Source organism: Kitasatospora sp. NPDC048407 (assembly GCF_043200475.1).
Lineage (GTDB): Bacteria > Actinomycetota > Actinomycetes > Streptomycetales > Streptomycetaceae > Kitasatospora.
In genome coordinates, this window is the sequence record NZ_JBICXW010000005.1 from 362,635 (window position 1) to 376,914 (window position 14,280).

The following is a 14,280-nucleotide window of genomic DNA, read 5'->3' on the forward strand; positions in this document are numbered from 1 at the left end:
GCCGGTCAGCCCTGCGAGTCGGCCTCCGCGGTGTCCTCGGCCTCGGCCTCCGCGTCCAGCTCGGCGAGGAACGCCAGCGCGGCCGCCCAGGTCCGCTCGTCGGCCTCGGCGTCGTAGTCCGGCAGTTCGGCGTCGGTGTACAGGTGCCCGGCGCCCCGGTAGCGGTGCACCTCGACGTCGGCGCCGGCCCGGGTCATCTGCAGGTACCAGGTGTTCAGCCAGTCCTCGGACTCGTACGCGTCCGGCTCGGCCACGTGCAGCTGCACCGCGATGCCGGTGGCGGCGTCCTCGCGCAGGTCGGAGGTGCCGTGCAGGAGCAGCAGCCCGCGGGCCTGCTCGTCGGCGAGGGCCAGGTTCTGCGCCAGCGATCCGCCGAGCGAGAACCCGGCGTACACCAGGCCGTGCTTCGCGGGCAGCAGCGGGGCGACGGCGGTGACGGCGCGGCGCAGCAGTTCGTCGTTGCCGATCTCGTCGCGGTACGCCATGCCCTCCTCGGCCTCGTCGAAGGTGCGGCCCTGGTACAGGTCGGGGGTGTGCACGGTGTGCCCGGCCTCGCGCAGCCGGTCGGCGGCCCGGTGCACGGCGGGGCGCAGGCCGTACGCGGAGTGGAACAGGACGATCTCGGCCACGGGTGGCTCCTCAGTGCTCGGGTGCTCGACCGTCCATGATCTCCCATCCGGGAACGCGACGGGGCCCGGCCCACCGCTGGGTGGGCCGGGCCGCTCGTGCCGATCGCGGTCAGTACGAGGTGCTGACCGAGGCTCCGCTGAACGCCTGCTGGCCGTACAGGCTGATGTAGTTGTACCCGGCGGGCGGGTTGGTGATGGTCAGCGTCTCGTTGTTGCCGCTGCCGGTGGACTTGGCGGTGTACGAGCCGGTGGTGGCCCAGTTGCTGCCGTTGTAGTACAGGTCGGCGTTGCCGGTGCCACCGGAGGTGGTGATGGTGAGGCTGGTGGTGCCGGCCGGCACCCACAGGTAGAAGTACGCGTAGTTCTGGACGGTGGCGGCGACGTTGGAGCGGCCGCAGTTCTTGTCGAGCTGCCGGGTGTCGGAGCCGGTGCACTCGGGGACGCTCGGCACGGCCGGACCGCAGTTGCCGGTGTTGCAGGCGGTCAGCCAGTTGTTGAAGTCGGCGTCGTAGCGGGTGCCGATGGTGGTCTTCAGGATCGTCCGGGCGCCGGCCCAGTCACCGGTGCGGTACTTGGCGAGCACGGCGTCCATGTCGGCGCGGTGCGACTGGAGCATGTAACGGACCGCCAGGTAGCCCCAGTTGTAGACCCTGGTCTGGTCGGCGTTGTTGTAGGTGGTGTCGAACAGGGTGGACAGCGCGTAGGTGTGCTGCCCGGCCTGGGTGATCGCGTCGGTGTACTCGACGCCCCGGTACGCGTAGGAGATGTACTCGGCGAAGCCCTCGACCCACCAGACGGTCGGGGTGGTCATGCCGGCGTCGAAGTCGCCGTACATGTCGAACCGGCCGTCGAGGTAGTGGGTGTACTCGTGGTTGAGGTTCCAGATCTGGAAGGCGGGACGGACCCACTCGGCCTCGTGGGCGATGAACCGCGGCTGGTTGCCGGCCGCGGCCGGGTTGCCCTCCAGGTACATGCCGCCGTTGTCGGTGGAGATGTCGAAGATGATGCCGGCGTACATCCGGTAGTCACTGCTGGAGTGGAACACCACCACCTCGATGGTGGAGTTGTTGTCGTTCGCCACCGCGCCGCTGTCCCGGACCACGCCGTGGAAGTAGGCGTCCTGGCCCTTCAGGCTGGTGCAGGCGGTGTTCAGCTGGTCGGCGGTCAGCGCCTGGGCGAGGATCCGGATGCTGGGGCTGCAGGTGTAGTTGACCGTCAGCACGGCGGCCTTCAGCCGGCTGGCCAGGTCGCAGGTGCCGTAATAGGCGCAGTTGGCCTTGTCGTAGCTGTCGGTCATCTCGGCCAGGCCGACCCACAGCGAGGCGGTCCGCCCGGTGATCGAGCTCTGGTCCAGCAGGCTCTTCACCAGCGGCCGGACCTTGGCCTGCATCGCCGGGTACTGGAGGAACCGGCCGAGTTCGCGGCCCGCGTTGGAGACCAGGAAGTCGTTGGTCCCGCCGAGCAGGCCGCTGTTGCGGGTGGCGAACGCCTGGAGGGTGTCCAGCACGCTCGGGTCGGCCTGGACGGCGGGCAGGAAGTCGCTGTTCTGGTGGCCGCGCCAGAGCACGGTGTACGTGTTGTTGACGGCGTTGACCATGTACCAGGACGGGTCGTAGCTGCTGTTGTAGCCGTTCAACAGCCGCTTCACGACCGACAGGTAGCGGGCGTTCTCGGCCGCGCTGTCGATCAGGGTGACGGCCTCGCCCAGCGTGGCGCCGTTGGCGTCGGTCACGTCCTGCGAGTGCGGGGCGGCGAAGAAGGCGTCCAGGCCGCCCTCGATCGCGGACTTCAGGTTGGCGCCGTACGGGCCGACCACGTCCTTGTTGTACCACTGCACGTAGTACCCGGCCCGCAGGTACAGCACGATCTGGGTGGCCGAAGTGGAGTCGTCACCCGGGTAGTTGGCGGAGACGTCGCGCAGCGCGTTGGCCACGCTGACCATCTGCGCCTCGTTGAACGCCAGCTTCGCGTCGTTGCCCTTGAGCAGGAACAGCGAGTTGACGCAGTCCACGGTGGCGGACTTGATCTGGGCGACCAGCGCGCCGCCGGTCTTCCCGGTGAAGTCGGAGACGTTGCAAGTGGCAGCCGCCACCAGCGACTTGGCCTGCTCCGGCTCGCTCTTGACGGCGAGCGGCGGCCGCTTGCTGGCGTCCGACCGCACGTCGCGGTCGGAGTCCTTGCGGCGCTCGGCCGCCTCGGTGCTGCGCGGCGCCGACTTCGACGCCTTCGCGGGCCGCTCGCCGATGGGAGCGGTGGGGGTGGCCGCCCGGGCGCCCGGCACGAAGGCGGCGAGGAAGCCGAGGGTCAGGCAGAAGGAAAGCAGCAGGCTCCACGTTCGCGCGGGGGACGCGAACGGTATCCGGAAGGTTCGCACGTGGGGGCCTCCGGGCCGATATGACGCCGCGTGTTGGGGGCGCGGCGGAGGGGGAATGCGCCGTCGAGACCAGCTCGACGACTGGGAGTGACATGTACAATTGCACATGTCACCTCACGCGGGAACCCCTCGAGGCCGGATCAACTGGCCCACATAACCCCGGAGTTGATGCCTCTCAGCCGGCCAGCCGGCCCGCCAGCTCCTCCACGTCGGAGACGAACCACAGCTGCAACCCGCGGTTGCTCTCCCGCACGAAGTCCCGCAGGGCGTCGGACCGCTCCACGTGCGGTGCGACGTCCCCCACCACCGCGAGACCCATCCGGTACTGGGCGAACTTCTGCACCACCCCGCCCGCCACCCCACTGCGCAGCCGGAAGAACTCCTCCGCGAACCGCTCCACCGGCACCGCCACCCAGGACGCCCCCTGGTAGTGCGCGTTCCCCAGCAGGTCCACCGCATCCTGCTCACCGGCGACCGGCGCGCCCTCCGCCCCGCACACCATCACCTGGACCCCGCCCAGCTCCCGAACCACCGTCATCGCACGTCTCCCGTCAGATCCTCGATCAACCCGAGCACATCCCCCACCCGCCGCGGCGGCCCCAGCACCACGAACCGCAACCCGCCCCGCGCCTCGTCCCGCACCGCCTGCACCCACAACGGCCGCGACTCCCCCGACGACCAGGCCGACGCCGCCGCGAGCACCGCCGTCACCAGCCGATCCGCGTCCCCGCGCCCCACCCCGTCCACCTGCACCACGGCCGAAACCTCCGCCCGCGAGGGGCCCACCGCCTCGGCACCCCCGGTGAACGCCTCCACCTCCGCCCGCGCGATCCGGTACTGCTTCCCGATCCGCACCGCCTTCAGCTTCCCGTCCCGCACATAGCCCCGGACGGTCTTCACATGCAGCCCGAGCAGCTCGGCCACATCCTCGACGGAGTAGAACTCCTGCACGCCGTATCCTTCCCTATCATTCCCCATTTGCCTATCCGATAGGGAAGAATACGGCAGAATGCTGCTACCGGCCCGATCCCCCGCAGCCCGGCCTGCCGGGCCGGCCACTCGGCGCGCTCCACGTCGCCCGACCGGAAGTGGAGGAAGACCGTGTGATCCGTCGCCGGCACGTCAGCGGTCACCTCCCGGCTGTTGACGGCGATCTGCACGCACGCGTCCTTGTTCCACATCTCCAGCCCGAGCTCCGGAGGCTTTCCGACTCCACACGAACGAGGCCCCGCCGCCCTGGTTTCCAGGGACGGACGGGGCCTCTCAACTGCCGCTCAGGCCAAGGGATCCGGCGCCCCCGCCACGCCCGCCAGGCGGTTGCGGCGCCGGAGGCCGACGACAGTGGCGGCGGCCAGGAACACGAGGACGACGACAGTGTCGCGGAGCAGGTCGCGCGGCTCGGCGGGGGCGTTGCGGTAGAGCGGCGGGGGCACCATCGCCCCCCAGGGCAGGGCGGCCAGCGCCACGCCGGCAGCCCGCAGCCGGTCGGTGGCGGGGTCGGCGAGGTGCAGCAGGTACGTGACGGCCAGGACGACCGCCGGCCAGGCGGGGGACATCTCGATCGGGGTCTGCATGATCGGCGGGAACAGGACGCTGGAGGAGTCCTTGCCCCAGGAGCCGAGCCACAGGACGGCGATGCCACTCATCGGCAGGGCGACGGCCGTCGCGGCGGCCACGACCCGATGACGGCCGCGCCGCGAAAGGTCGACCGCGTCCGGCGGGGCGAGAAGCACCGACGCGCCCACGACGGCCCAGACCCCGAGCAGGCTGGTGGCCCCGATGGATTCCGCGTCCTCACCGAACTGCGCTGCGACGACGGCAAGCAGGACGAGGACCCGGGCTGGGGCCCAACGGCCGAGCGCGGCACACAGCAGGGCGAGGACCCAGGGCGCGGCGTGAGCGACGTCCAGCGCGAGCGGTGGCGGGTACGGCCCGCGCTCGAACAGCAGGGTCAGGAGCTGGACCGCGCCCAGCGCCGCCCCACCGGCCACCAGGAACGGCGCCGCACCGGCAAGCACCCTGCCCGCCGGGTCGCGCGAGCTGAGCCGGGTGCGCAGCCGCAGCGCGTGCGCGGCCAGGACGGCCCACTCGCGCACGGCGGTGCGGCGGTCGGCGTCCTGGACCGACTCGGCGAAGACGGCGACGATCTCCTCGCCGTGCGCGGCCCGGTACCCGGCGGGGTAGAGGCGGCGCAGCATCCCGACGAACAGGCGACTCATGCCGTCCCCCCGCTCAGCCGCAACCCGCCGAGGGCGAGCCGCCGTTCGGCCTCGTCGGCCCCGGCGCGCAGCCGCCGCATCTCCCCGGTCAGGGTGTCCCGGCCCTGGTCGGTCAGGGCGAAGCTGCGGCGCAGCCGCCCGTTCACGACCTCCTCGCCCTCGACCTGGACGAGTCCTTGCTGGAGCAGCCGGTCCAGCGCCGTGTACAGGGTGCCGGTGAGCATCTTGGTCCGGCCGCCGGTGATCGCCAGGACTTCCTGGAGGATCGCGTATCCGTGCCGGGGTTCGTCGGCGAGCGCGGTGAGCACGAGCCGTGTCGGCTCGGGCAGTTGACGGTCTGTCATGCCGCCACGATAGGTCAACCATTTAGATATGTCGATGGTTTAGCTATCGCGACCCAGCACGCCCGACCCCCGCCCTCCCCGGCCCTCGAAAAAACCATTTGCATCCACCGGCCCGCTGACTAAGGTGGTCCGAGTCCGCCCGCAAGCACTCATGCGCGGGTGGTGAGACGAGTGAGGAGGTGTGGCCAGGATGGTTGCCGCCGTGACGCGGCGCGCTTTCGCCTGCGCGCCATACGCCCCCTCCCCCCGTCTTCTCCCCACCGGCTGACAGCGCGTCACTCCGCGCCCCGGTGGGCCACTCCTCAGGAGCCACCGCAGTGCGCGAGCGCTTTGCCGACAGCGATTCCTTCTCCCGTATCCGCCCCAAGGGCACTTCCCGTCGCGGCCGCAAGGCCGACCGCTTCGACGACGCCGAGCCCGAGTACCTGTACTTCCCCTCCGAGGACTACGCCGAGTTCGACGGCTCCGAGGACGAGAACGAGAACCCCCCGGCCACCGACGGCCCCGCCGTGGGCGACCGCTGGTCCACCTGGGACCAGTCCACCCCGACCGAGAAGGGCCCGCAGCCCCGCCCCGACTGGGTGATCACCGAACTCGCGGCCGTCGACACCGAGTTCGGCATCGTGAAGACCGGCAAGGAGGCCGACGTCTTCCTGCTGGAGCGCAGCGTTCCGGGCACCGGGCGCCGCACCCTGATGGCGGCCAAGCGCTACCGCGATTCCCAGCACCGCATGTTCCACCGCGACTCCGGCTACCTGGAGGGCCGCCAGCACAAGGAGTCCCGGGTCAGCCGGGCGATGGCCAAGCGCACCGCCTTCGGCAAGGAGGCGATCGCCGGCCAGTGGGCGGCGGCCGAGTTCACGGCGCTGTGCCGCCTGTGGTCGGCGGGTGTCGCCGTGCCCTACCCGGTGCAGATCACCGGCACCGAGATCCTGATGGAGTTCGTCGGCGACGAGGCCGGCACGGCCGCCCCGCGGCTGGCCCAGCTGCGCGCCGAGGAGGCCGACATCGACGACCTCTGGGAGCAGCTGGGCCGCAGCCTCTCACTGCTGGCGTACGACGGCTACGCGCACGGCGACCTCTCGGCGTACAACATCCTGGTCCACCAGGGCCGCCTGGTGATCATCGACGTCCCGCAGATCGTGGACGTGGTGGCGAACCCGCGCGGCCTGTCCTTCCTGGAGCGGGACGTCCGCAATGTCGGCGCCTGGTTCGTCTCCCGCGGCCTGCCGCCCGAGCGGGTGGAGGCCCTGGTGCAGTCGCTCGCCGACGACGCCCGCCTCCGCCGCTGACGACCTACTCGCTCGGCCAGAGGATGAACCGCGGCAGCGTGATCCGCCGCGGTTCTCCGCCGCACGCGGCATTCGCGCCGAGCGCCCCGCGGATCTCGTACAGGTGCGCCACGGTGAGCTCCAGCGGCGCCTCGTACGGCTGGTAGGTGTACCGGATCGGGTAGTCGAGGCCGGGCTCGACCGACATCTCGATGTGGCAGCCGAGCACGTGGGTGACGGGCCGCCGTTCGGCCAGCTCGATCATCCGGTCGATGCTGTGGCTGAACGCGGCCCAGTCCTGGATGTACAGGCGGCCGGGGTACACGGTGTCGCCGGTGAGCAGGAATCCGCTCCACGGGTCGTAGAAGGTGACCGAGGCGGCGTGGTGCCCGGGAGTGGCCAGGCACTCCAGCACCCGCCCGCCGAGGTCGATCCGGGCGACGGCCTCCGGGTCGGCGTCGAAACCGAACCACGGCCAGGCACTGTCCTTCCCGGCCGGCACCAGCTCCGTCCCCGGCCGGTCGGCGAACTGCCCGTCCCCGGCGACGTGGTCGCCGTGCGCGTGGGTGTGCACCACCAGCAGCCGGTAGTCCTCCCTGGGGTTGCGCGCCAGCCAGCCGTCGATCAGCTCGTCCACGGTCCGCCGCAGCGGCAGGTACTCGGCCTCGGCGGTGGCCCCGGTGTCGATCAGCACGGCCCGCTCGTTGCCGAACAGCAGGTACAGGAACGGCGCTTCGTAGTTGACGGCCATGTTCTGCCGCAGGATCACGGTGTGCTCGTCGTACGCGTACACCTGCAGGTCGGGGTCGGTGTTGTGCTTGGCCGACGGCGAGCCGTGGTTCCAGCTGACGTCCAGCGGCCGCGTCTCGGGCCGTCCGGTGGTGAAGTCGATCGTCACTGCGGCATTCCTCCGTATCTTTCTTCCACGGCCCGCCACTTGACCGCACGTCAGCAACAACGTTCCCGCTCGAACAGACGTGCCCGGCGGCGTGTAGAGTCGCGCGCGAAGAGGGGCCGGGCCGACTTCCCATCGGGCGTCCGGGCGGCCAGACTCTCTTGTTGACGGGTCGTACACCATGCTCGGGGGAAACGGGACATGTGGGGTCGGGGGACGGTGCTCGGGGGCCGCTACGCCCTCACCGAGCGGCTCGGCAGCGGCGCCATGGGCGAGGTCTGGCGCGCGGACGATCAGGTGCTGGGCCGCCAGGTCGCGGTGAAGATCGTGCTTCCGGCGCTGATGGAGGACGAGGTCTTCGCGGCCCGCTTCCGCCGCGAGGCGACCGTACTGGCGGCGATGAACCACCGCGGCGTGGTGCACATCCACGACTACGGCGAGGACGCCACCGACCCGTCCGCGAAGATCGCGTACATCGTGATGGAACTGCTGACCGGCAAGCCGCTCGACAAGGCGAAGGGGCGCGGCAGCTTCCCGCCGGACCGGGCGCTGGACATCGCCGCGCAGATGCTGGACGCCCTGCACGCCGCGCACCAGCAGGGCATCGTGCACCGCGACATCAAGCCGTCCAACCTGATGATCGACCAGGACGGCCGGATCACCGTCACCGACTTCGGCATCGCCCGCACGCTCGCCGACACCCGGATCACCACCGCCCACGCGGTGATCGGCACCGCCCTGTACATGGCCCCGGAACGCGCCGAGGGCAAGGACGCCTCGGCCACCTCCGACCTGTACTCGGTCGGCGTGGTGCTGTACGAACTGCTCTCCGGGAAGCCGCCGTTCACCGGCGAGACCCCGCTCGAAGTGGTGCTCAAGCACGTCCGCGAACCGGTGCCGGAGCTGCCGGAGACGGTGCCCGCGCCGGTACGCGCGGTGGTCGCGAAGTCCCTCGCCAAGGAACCCGGCGCCCGCTACCCGGACGCCGCGGCGATGGCCCTCGCCGCCCGCCAGGCGATGTCCACCCCGGCCGGCCTGGGTGCCGTCCTGGCCCTCGCCGGCCCGGACGAGGCCCCGCCCGCCGTCGCCGCCCCGGACGCCACCACCGCACCCCACCGCCCCGAACGCGCCGGCCGCCGCCGACTGGTCACCCTGGTCCTGCCGCTGATGCTGGTCACCGGCGGCGGGGTGACGGCCCAGCAGCTCGAACTGCTGCCCTGGCAGCACCGCCCGGAGATCAGCGCCAACTCCCCCACCGGCCAAGCAACTTCCAACCCGACCGGCTCGCCCTCCGGCCCCGCCCAGAACAGCCCGGAGCAGCAGCCCCAGCCCTCCGCCCCACCGTCCACCGACCCGTCCGGCAACCCCGCCCAGCCCGGTGGCGGCGCGCCCGACCAGGGCAACTCCGGCTCCAACAACGGTTCCACGAACAACAACAGCGGCACCCCCAACACCGGCGGCGGCTCGAACAACGGCAGCGGCTCCAACAACGGCAGCGGTTCCAACACCGGCGGTGGCTCCAACAACGGCGGCGGTGGCGGCGGTTCCACCCCGGCCCAGCCCGCCCCCAACACCTCCAAGCCCGCCACCAACGGTCCGGCCTCCGGCTGCGGCGGCAGCGGCTGGGGCCGACTGGTCAACGTCGGCACCGGCCAGGCCGCCGGCCTCGGCTCGGACGCCCTGACGGCGGGCGTCCCGGTGGTGTCGGGCAAGAACACCTCCTACGGCTGGATCAAGAGCACCGACGGCACCGGCCAGACCACCTTCACCGCCTGCAAGAGCGGCAGCGGCGTCAGCCTCGGCGGCGACTACAACAGCCCGAACAACGCCAAACTGACCAGCGGCGGCTCCTCCCCCCTGACCAACTGGTCCCTCGCCGACGTCGGTTCCAACAACTTCCAACTCAAGTTCGGCTTTGGCATCCAGAGCTGCCTCACCGACCACGGCGCCGGCAGCACCCTGACCACCACCACCTGCTCATCCGACGACAAGTCCCAGCTCTTCCGCTTCTCCTGAGCCGATCCGACCCGACTCCCGTACACCGCACCGGAGTTGTCACACCCCTGGGGAAGAGTGCCGGACATGGCCGAACAGTACGTCACCGCCTTCGCGGTGGACGCCGCGCTGCTGCTGCGCCTGCCCGGCTCGGGCGGGCCGGGGCTGCCGGGCGTCCCGCGCTCCGCGGCCCTCACCGAGCTGCTCTCCGGCCGCCTGCGTGCCGACGCGGACTCCCGCTACACCGCCCTGCTGCCCACCCTCGCGGGCACCCTCGGCACCCCACTCGGCGAGGCCGTCCTCACCGGCCGCCACTGGGACGAACTCACGGACGTCTTCCGCACCCTGCGCCTGCCCGCCCTCACCACCCTCTGGTCCCGCCGCTGGCCCTGGCCCGACGGCGCCACCGACGACTGGCCCTGGCCCTACCCCACCCTCACCCCGCAGGCCGCCCTCCCCGCCGTCCTGGCCGACCTCGCCACCCTCAGCCCCGACACCCTCCCCGCCCACGCCACCGCCAACCTCGACGACGAAGACCTCGAAGAGGCCGCCTGGTTCCTCACCCAACACCTCCCCACCTGGGCCTCCCACGCCCAAGCCCAGTCCCTCGACCTCCTCCTGCTCCGCGACGGCGCCCGCTGAACCCCGCCCCCGGCAAGGCCCGCAGCTCCCGACCGACCCTCAGGACACCACGTCCTTCGTCGCGAACCCCCGGAACGCCAGCGCCAGCAGCACCACCGAGTACGACAGCGACAGCACCACGCCCTGCACCATCCCGCCCCACTCCAGCTGCGGCTGCAACGCGTCCGCCCACGCGTACTGCCAGTGCGCGGGGAACCACTCCCGCAGCGAACCGAGCGCGGTGACGGCGTCCAGCACGCCGGTGATGATCGACGCGAACACCGCACCGCCCACCGCCCCCAGCGGAGCGTCCGTCGCGGTGGAGATCCAGAACGCCAGCGCGCCGACCACGATCTCGGCGAGGAACACGTACAGCACGGCGAGCGCCAGCCGCGGCAGCGCCTCGGTCGCGGACAGCGTCACCCCGGTCGGGAGCTTCAGGTCGCCCCACCCGTACGCGGCGGTCCCGACCACCAGGCCGACAGCCGGCAGCAGCACCACCGCCGCGGCCGAGAACACCATCGCCACGATGAACTTCCGCGCCAGCAGCCGGGCCCGCGGCACCGGCGCCGCCAGCAGGTAGCGCAGCGAGGACCAACTCGCCTCGGACGCCACGGTGTCACCGCAGAACAGCGCCACCGGAATCACCAGCAGGAACCCGGTGCCCATGAACAGCAGCGTGGTCGCGAAGTTCACGCCGGACGCGTTGGCCAGCTCGATGAACGTGGTGCGGTTCTCCCGCCCGGGCGGCCCCCCGATCTGAAAAGCCGCCAGCACGATGAACGGCAGCACCGCCAGCACCCCGCCGATCACCAGGGTGCGCCGCCGCCGCAACTGCCGCATCGCCTCGACCCGCAACGGCAACGTCCGCCCCGGCCGGTACCCGGGGGCCGCCGTATCCGTCACCGCACTCATGCCGCTCCTCCGATCAGGGACAGGAAGGCGTCCTCCAGCCGTCGCTGCGGACCGATGCCCGTCACCGGCACACCCAGGCGCACCAGTTCGGCGGTCAGCCGGCTCACCGGCAGACCGTCCAGCCGGACCAGCAGCCCGCCGTCCGCCGCCTGCACCGACTCCACCCCGTCCAACGCGGCCAGCTTCTCGGCAACCGCAGCCGCCTCCCCGTACCCCTCCTCAACACTCACCAGCAACTGCTCACCCGCACCGGTGATCTCCGCGGTCGGCCCGGCCGCCACCAGCCGGCCGCGCTCCATCACCACCAGGTGCGTGCAGGACTGCTCGACCTCGGCGAGCAGGTGACTGGAGACGATGACCGTCCGCCCGGCGGCGGCGTAACGGACCATCACCTCCCGCATCTCACGGATCTGCGGCGGGTCGAGACCATTGGTCGGCTCGTCCAGAATCAGCAGGTCAGGCAGACCCAACATGGCCTGCGCGATCGCCAGCCGCTGCCGCATGCCCTGCGAATACGTCCGCACCGCACGCTCCAGCGCCTCGCCGAGACCGGCGATCTCCAGCGCCTCCGCGAAGTGCGCGTCCTCGACGGGCCGCCCGGTCGCCGCCCAGTACGACTCCAGGTTGGCCCGCCCACTCAGGTGCGGCAGGAAACCCGCACCCTCGACGAACGCGCCGACCCGGGACAGCACCGGCGCACCCGGCCGGATCGCGTGCCCGAACACCCGGATCTCACCCTCATCGGGACGGATCAGACCCATCAGCATCCGCAGCGTGGTGGTCTTGCCCGCACCGTTCGGCCCGAGCAGACCGAGCACCTGCCCGGCCTCCACCCGGAACGACAACTCCCGTACCGCGTAACGGTCCACCGACCCCTTGTACTTCTTCGACAGCCCGGTGATCTGCAACGGCACCCCGGCCAGCACCGGATCCGGCGCGGGCGCCGCCCCTCGCCGCCGACGCGCGAACACCAGCAGCGCACCGATCGCCAACGCCACCAACGGCAGCACCCACGTCCGGTCCGGCACCGGCGCGGCCTCGGTCCGCAACTGGTCCACCGTCGGCACGCTCAACGGCCCGGCCGCCGACAGCGTGTACGTGGCGGCCTGCGCGGGCGAGGCGTACGCCAGGTCGGTGGACGCCAGCACCAGCCGCAACCGGTGCCCGGCCGGGAACTCGTGGTCCACGGCCGGCAGCGTCACCTGCACCGTCCGCCCGCCCGGCGGGTTCGCCCCGGTCACCCGCAGCGGGGCGACCAACTGCTGCGGCAACGACTGCTTCCCGTCCGGCGCGACGTCGTACACCTTCGCGAACAGCACCGCCTCCGGCACGTCCGCCGCCACCTGCACCGCCACCGTCGGCGCACCCGTCAGGTGCAACGCCCCATCCAGCGGCGCGGACTCGAACGACGCGAACTGACCGGGGAAATCGATCGACAGATCCGCCCCCACCGCGGACAGCTGGGACAACGCCCCGATCCCCGGCAACGTCGAAATGTTCGGCGGCGCACCACCCGGCGGGTTCGCCACCTTCTGCTCCCGGCCCGTCAACTCCACACTGCGCTGCGCCGTCCCACCCAACCCGGGGTAGACATCGGCGTCCGCGCCGCGCAGCACCGCCTGAAAGCCCGTCGAATCGACGCCACCGGTACGCGTCACCCGAAACGCGGGCCCGGTCGACCCACCGCTCCCCTTCAACCAGTGATCGAACCAAGCCGTCACCCGAGCATCCGAGCGCGTGCTGCTCTCCTGCCCGCCGTCATGCCCCGCACCGAACCAGTCCACCGCCACCGGCGCCCCGTTCGCGGCCACCGCCTTCGCGATCCGGTCACCCTGGTCCAGCGGGAACAGCGAATCCTGCTGCCCCTGGATCACCAGCGTCGGCACCTTGATCCGATCCGCCACCGACGACGGACTCGACCGCTCCAACACCCGCACCGCGTCCGCATCCGGCCGCCCGGCCGCCGCCACCCGGTTGTACATCGCACACAACTCGTCCCGGAACCGCCCGCACCCCACCGGCCCCTGCACCTGCTGCTTCGGCCCGCCCTCACCCAGCCCCGACGCCGAGCCGGTCGTAAAGAAAATCCCCGCCCACAGCTTCTTGAAGACCCCGTCGGCAGCCGAACTCCCATGCGCCGCCTGCGGAAACAGCGCATCCGCCAGATTCCACCAGGTGATCTGCGGCGCAATCGCATCAATCCGCTTGTCGTAACCGGCCGCCAACAGCGACACCGCCCCGCCGTACGACGCCCCCGTCACCCCGACCCGCGGATCCCCCTCCCCGTCCAACTGCACCTCGGGCCGCTGCGCCAACCAGTCCACCAGCCGCGACACATCCGCGACCTCACGCTCCGGATCGTTCAGCCCGATCTGCCCCGACGACTCCCCGAACCCCCGCGCCGACCACGTCAACACCGCATACCCGGCCCGAGCCAACTCCTCGGCCCGCGCCCGCTCCCCGTCCTTCGACCCACCAAACCCATGCGCCAACAAAATCGCCGGCCGCCGCCCCGCCCCACCCGACGTAAAGAACGACGTATCAATCCGAACGGCCCCACCCCCGTCCGGCACCTCCAAAAGCCGATCCTCCCGATGCACCCCCACCGGAGCCCCCGCCCCCGCAACCGCCACCCCACCCCCCACCAGCAGAGCAACCCCCACCCCACCGGCCACCAACCCCCGCCGACGCATCCCCCACCTACGCCAAACCCCAACAAACCCCATAACCAGCGATCCTAACCACGCCCCAAGTAGGACCCCCGTTAACCCACCCCCACTCCACCCCCCACCCCGCCCCTCCCCCCTGACAACCGCCCCTTACCCGCAGCCAAGTCACGGCCAGACAACCAACCCCAACCACCCCGCCCCTCACCCCTCCCCCTCCCCACCACCCCCACCACCCCCACCACCCCCACCACCCCCACCACCCCCACCACCCCCACCACCCCCACCACCCCCACCACCCCCACCACAGCAACCCCCGATCCTGCAGCCGGGTCACGGGTGGGCGGGCGG

At 71.5% G+C, this 14,280-nt stretch carries 12 protein-coding genes; 3 read left to right on the top strand and 9 right to left on the bottom strand.

All coding sequences use genetic code 11. The annotated features are described in order from the left end of the window. Nucleotides 1-5 precede the first annotated feature (5 nt). The 6 genes from ACGFWJ_RS13615 to ACGFWJ_RS13640 form a co-directional block, all read right to left on the bottom strand. Nucleotides 6-629, bottom strand: a complete 624-nt coding sequence (locus tag ACGFWJ_RS13615; RefSeq protein ID WP_387645917.1) for a dienelactone hydrolase family protein — start codon at nucleotides 627-629, stop codon at nucleotides 6-8. 109 nt (nucleotides 630-738) lie between these two features. Beyond that, a complete protein-coding gene (locus ACGFWJ_RS13620; RefSeq protein ID WP_392948739.1) occupies nucleotides 739-2,910 on the bottom strand; it encodes a M9 family metallopeptidase in 2,172 nt (723 codons plus the stop codon). Between the two features lie 268 nt (nucleotides 2,911-3,178). Further along, the gene (locus tag ACGFWJ_RS13625) at nucleotides 3,179-3,541 is read right to left on the bottom strand and encodes a DUF4180 domain-containing protein (protein ID WP_392948685.1); all 363 of its coding nucleotides are present in this window, start codon (nucleotides 3,539-3,541) and stop codon (nucleotides 3,179-3,181) included. Next, on the bottom strand, nucleotides 3,538-3,954 hold the full coding sequence (locus ACGFWJ_RS13630; protein WP_392948687.1) for a helix-turn-helix domain-containing protein: 417 nt from the start codon (nucleotides 3,952-3,954) through the stop codon (nucleotides 3,538-3,540). Before ACGFWJ_RS13630 ends, ACGFWJ_RS13625 begins: the two co-directional genes overlap by 4 nt. Before the next feature lie 323 nt (nucleotides 3,955-4,277). Continuing rightward, nucleotides 4,278-5,222: a hypothetical protein gene (locus tag ACGFWJ_RS13635; RefSeq protein WP_392948689.1), complete on the bottom strand. Its 945-nt coding sequence runs from the start codon at nucleotides 5,220-5,222 to the stop codon at nucleotides 4,278-4,280. Further along, nucleotides 5,219-5,566, bottom strand: a complete 348-nt coding sequence (locus ACGFWJ_RS13640) for a PadR family transcriptional regulator (RefSeq protein WP_392948692.1) — start codon at nucleotides 5,564-5,566, stop codon at nucleotides 5,219-5,221. The genes ACGFWJ_RS13635 and ACGFWJ_RS13640 overlap by 4 nt, the downstream gene beginning before the upstream one ends. Nucleotides 5,567-5,883: 317 nt before the next feature. On the opposite strand from ACGFWJ_RS13640, the gene ACGFWJ_RS13645 reads away from it, so the two are divergent. Next, nucleotides 5,884-6,858, top strand: a complete 975-nt coding sequence (locus ACGFWJ_RS13645; RefSeq protein ID WP_392948694.1) for a serine protein kinase RIO — start codon at nucleotides 5,884-5,886, stop codon at nucleotides 6,856-6,858. Nucleotides 6,859-6,862: 4 nt separating this feature from the next. Here the strand turns inward: ACGFWJ_RS13645 and ACGFWJ_RS13650 are convergent, their stop codons facing one another. Beyond that, nucleotides 6,863-7,735: an MBL fold metallo-hydrolase gene (locus ACGFWJ_RS13650; protein WP_387861123.1), complete on the bottom strand. Its 873-nt coding sequence runs from the start codon at nucleotides 7,733-7,735 to the stop codon at nucleotides 6,863-6,865. A gap of 198 nt (nucleotides 7,736-7,933) precedes the next feature. Here ACGFWJ_RS13650 and ACGFWJ_RS13655 point away from each other — a divergent pair, with 198 nt between their 5' ends. Both ACGFWJ_RS13655 and ACGFWJ_RS13660 read left to right on the top strand, forming a co-directional pair. Continuing rightward, the gene (locus tag ACGFWJ_RS13655; RefSeq protein ID WP_392948699.1) at nucleotides 7,934-9,748 is read left to right on the top strand and encodes a protein kinase; all 1,815 of its coding nucleotides are present in this window, start codon (nucleotides 7,934-7,936) and stop codon (nucleotides 9,746-9,748) included. A 66-nt stretch (nucleotides 9,749-9,814) separates the two neighbouring features. Further along, nucleotides 9,815-10,369 carry a hypothetical protein gene (locus ACGFWJ_RS13660; RefSeq protein WP_392948701.1) on the top strand — a complete coding sequence of 185 codons (555 nt, stop codon included), beginning with the start codon at nucleotides 9,815-9,817 and terminating at the stop codon, nucleotides 10,367-10,369. Nucleotides 10,370-10,408: 39 nt separating this feature from the next. Here the strand turns inward: ACGFWJ_RS13660 and ACGFWJ_RS13665 are convergent, their stop codons facing one another. After that, nucleotides 10,409-11,263 (bottom strand): ABC transporter permease, encoded by an 855-nt coding sequence (locus ACGFWJ_RS13665; protein ID WP_392948704.1) that lies wholly within the window; start codon nucleotides 11,261-11,263, stop codon nucleotides 10,409-10,411. After that, entirely contained in the window at nucleotides 11,260-13,989 is a 2,730-nt protein-coding gene (locus ACGFWJ_RS13670; RefSeq protein ID WP_392948707.1) for an alpha/beta fold hydrolase, read from the bottom strand. Before ACGFWJ_RS13670 ends, ACGFWJ_RS13665 begins: the two co-directional genes overlap by 4 nt. Nucleotides 13,990-14,280: the final 291 nt, after the last annotated feature.

Bases quoted from the DNA above. Each gene is read 5' to 3' on its own strand.
- ACGFWJ_RS13635 (WP_392948689.1), bottom strand. From the start codon at position 5,222: ATGAGTCGCCTGTTCGTCGGGATGCTGCGCCGCCTCTACCCCGCCGGG.
- ACGFWJ_RS13660 (WP_392948701.1), top strand. From the start codon at position 9,815: ATGGCCGAACAGTACGTCACCGCCTTCGCGGTGGACGCCGCGCTGCTG.
- ACGFWJ_RS13665 (WP_392948704.1), bottom strand. From the start codon at position 11,263: ATGAGTGCGGTGACGGATACGGCGGCCCCCGGGTACCGGCCGGGGCGG.
- ACGFWJ_RS13625 (WP_392948685.1), bottom strand. From the start codon at position 3,541: ATGACGGTGGTTCGGGAGCTGGGCGGGGTCCAGGTGATGGTGTGCGGG.
- ACGFWJ_RS13670 (WP_392948707.1), bottom strand. From the start codon at position 13,989: ATGGGGTTTGTTGGGGTTTGGCGTAGGTGGGGGATGCGTCGGCGGGGG.
- ACGFWJ_RS13640 (WP_392948692.1), bottom strand. From the start codon at position 5,566: ATGACAGACCGTCAACTGCCCGAGCCGACACGGCTCGTGCTCACCGCG.
- ACGFWJ_RS13655 (WP_392948699.1), top strand. From the start codon at position 7,934: ATGTGGGGTCGGGGGACGGTGCTCGGGGGCCGCTACGCCCTCACCGAG.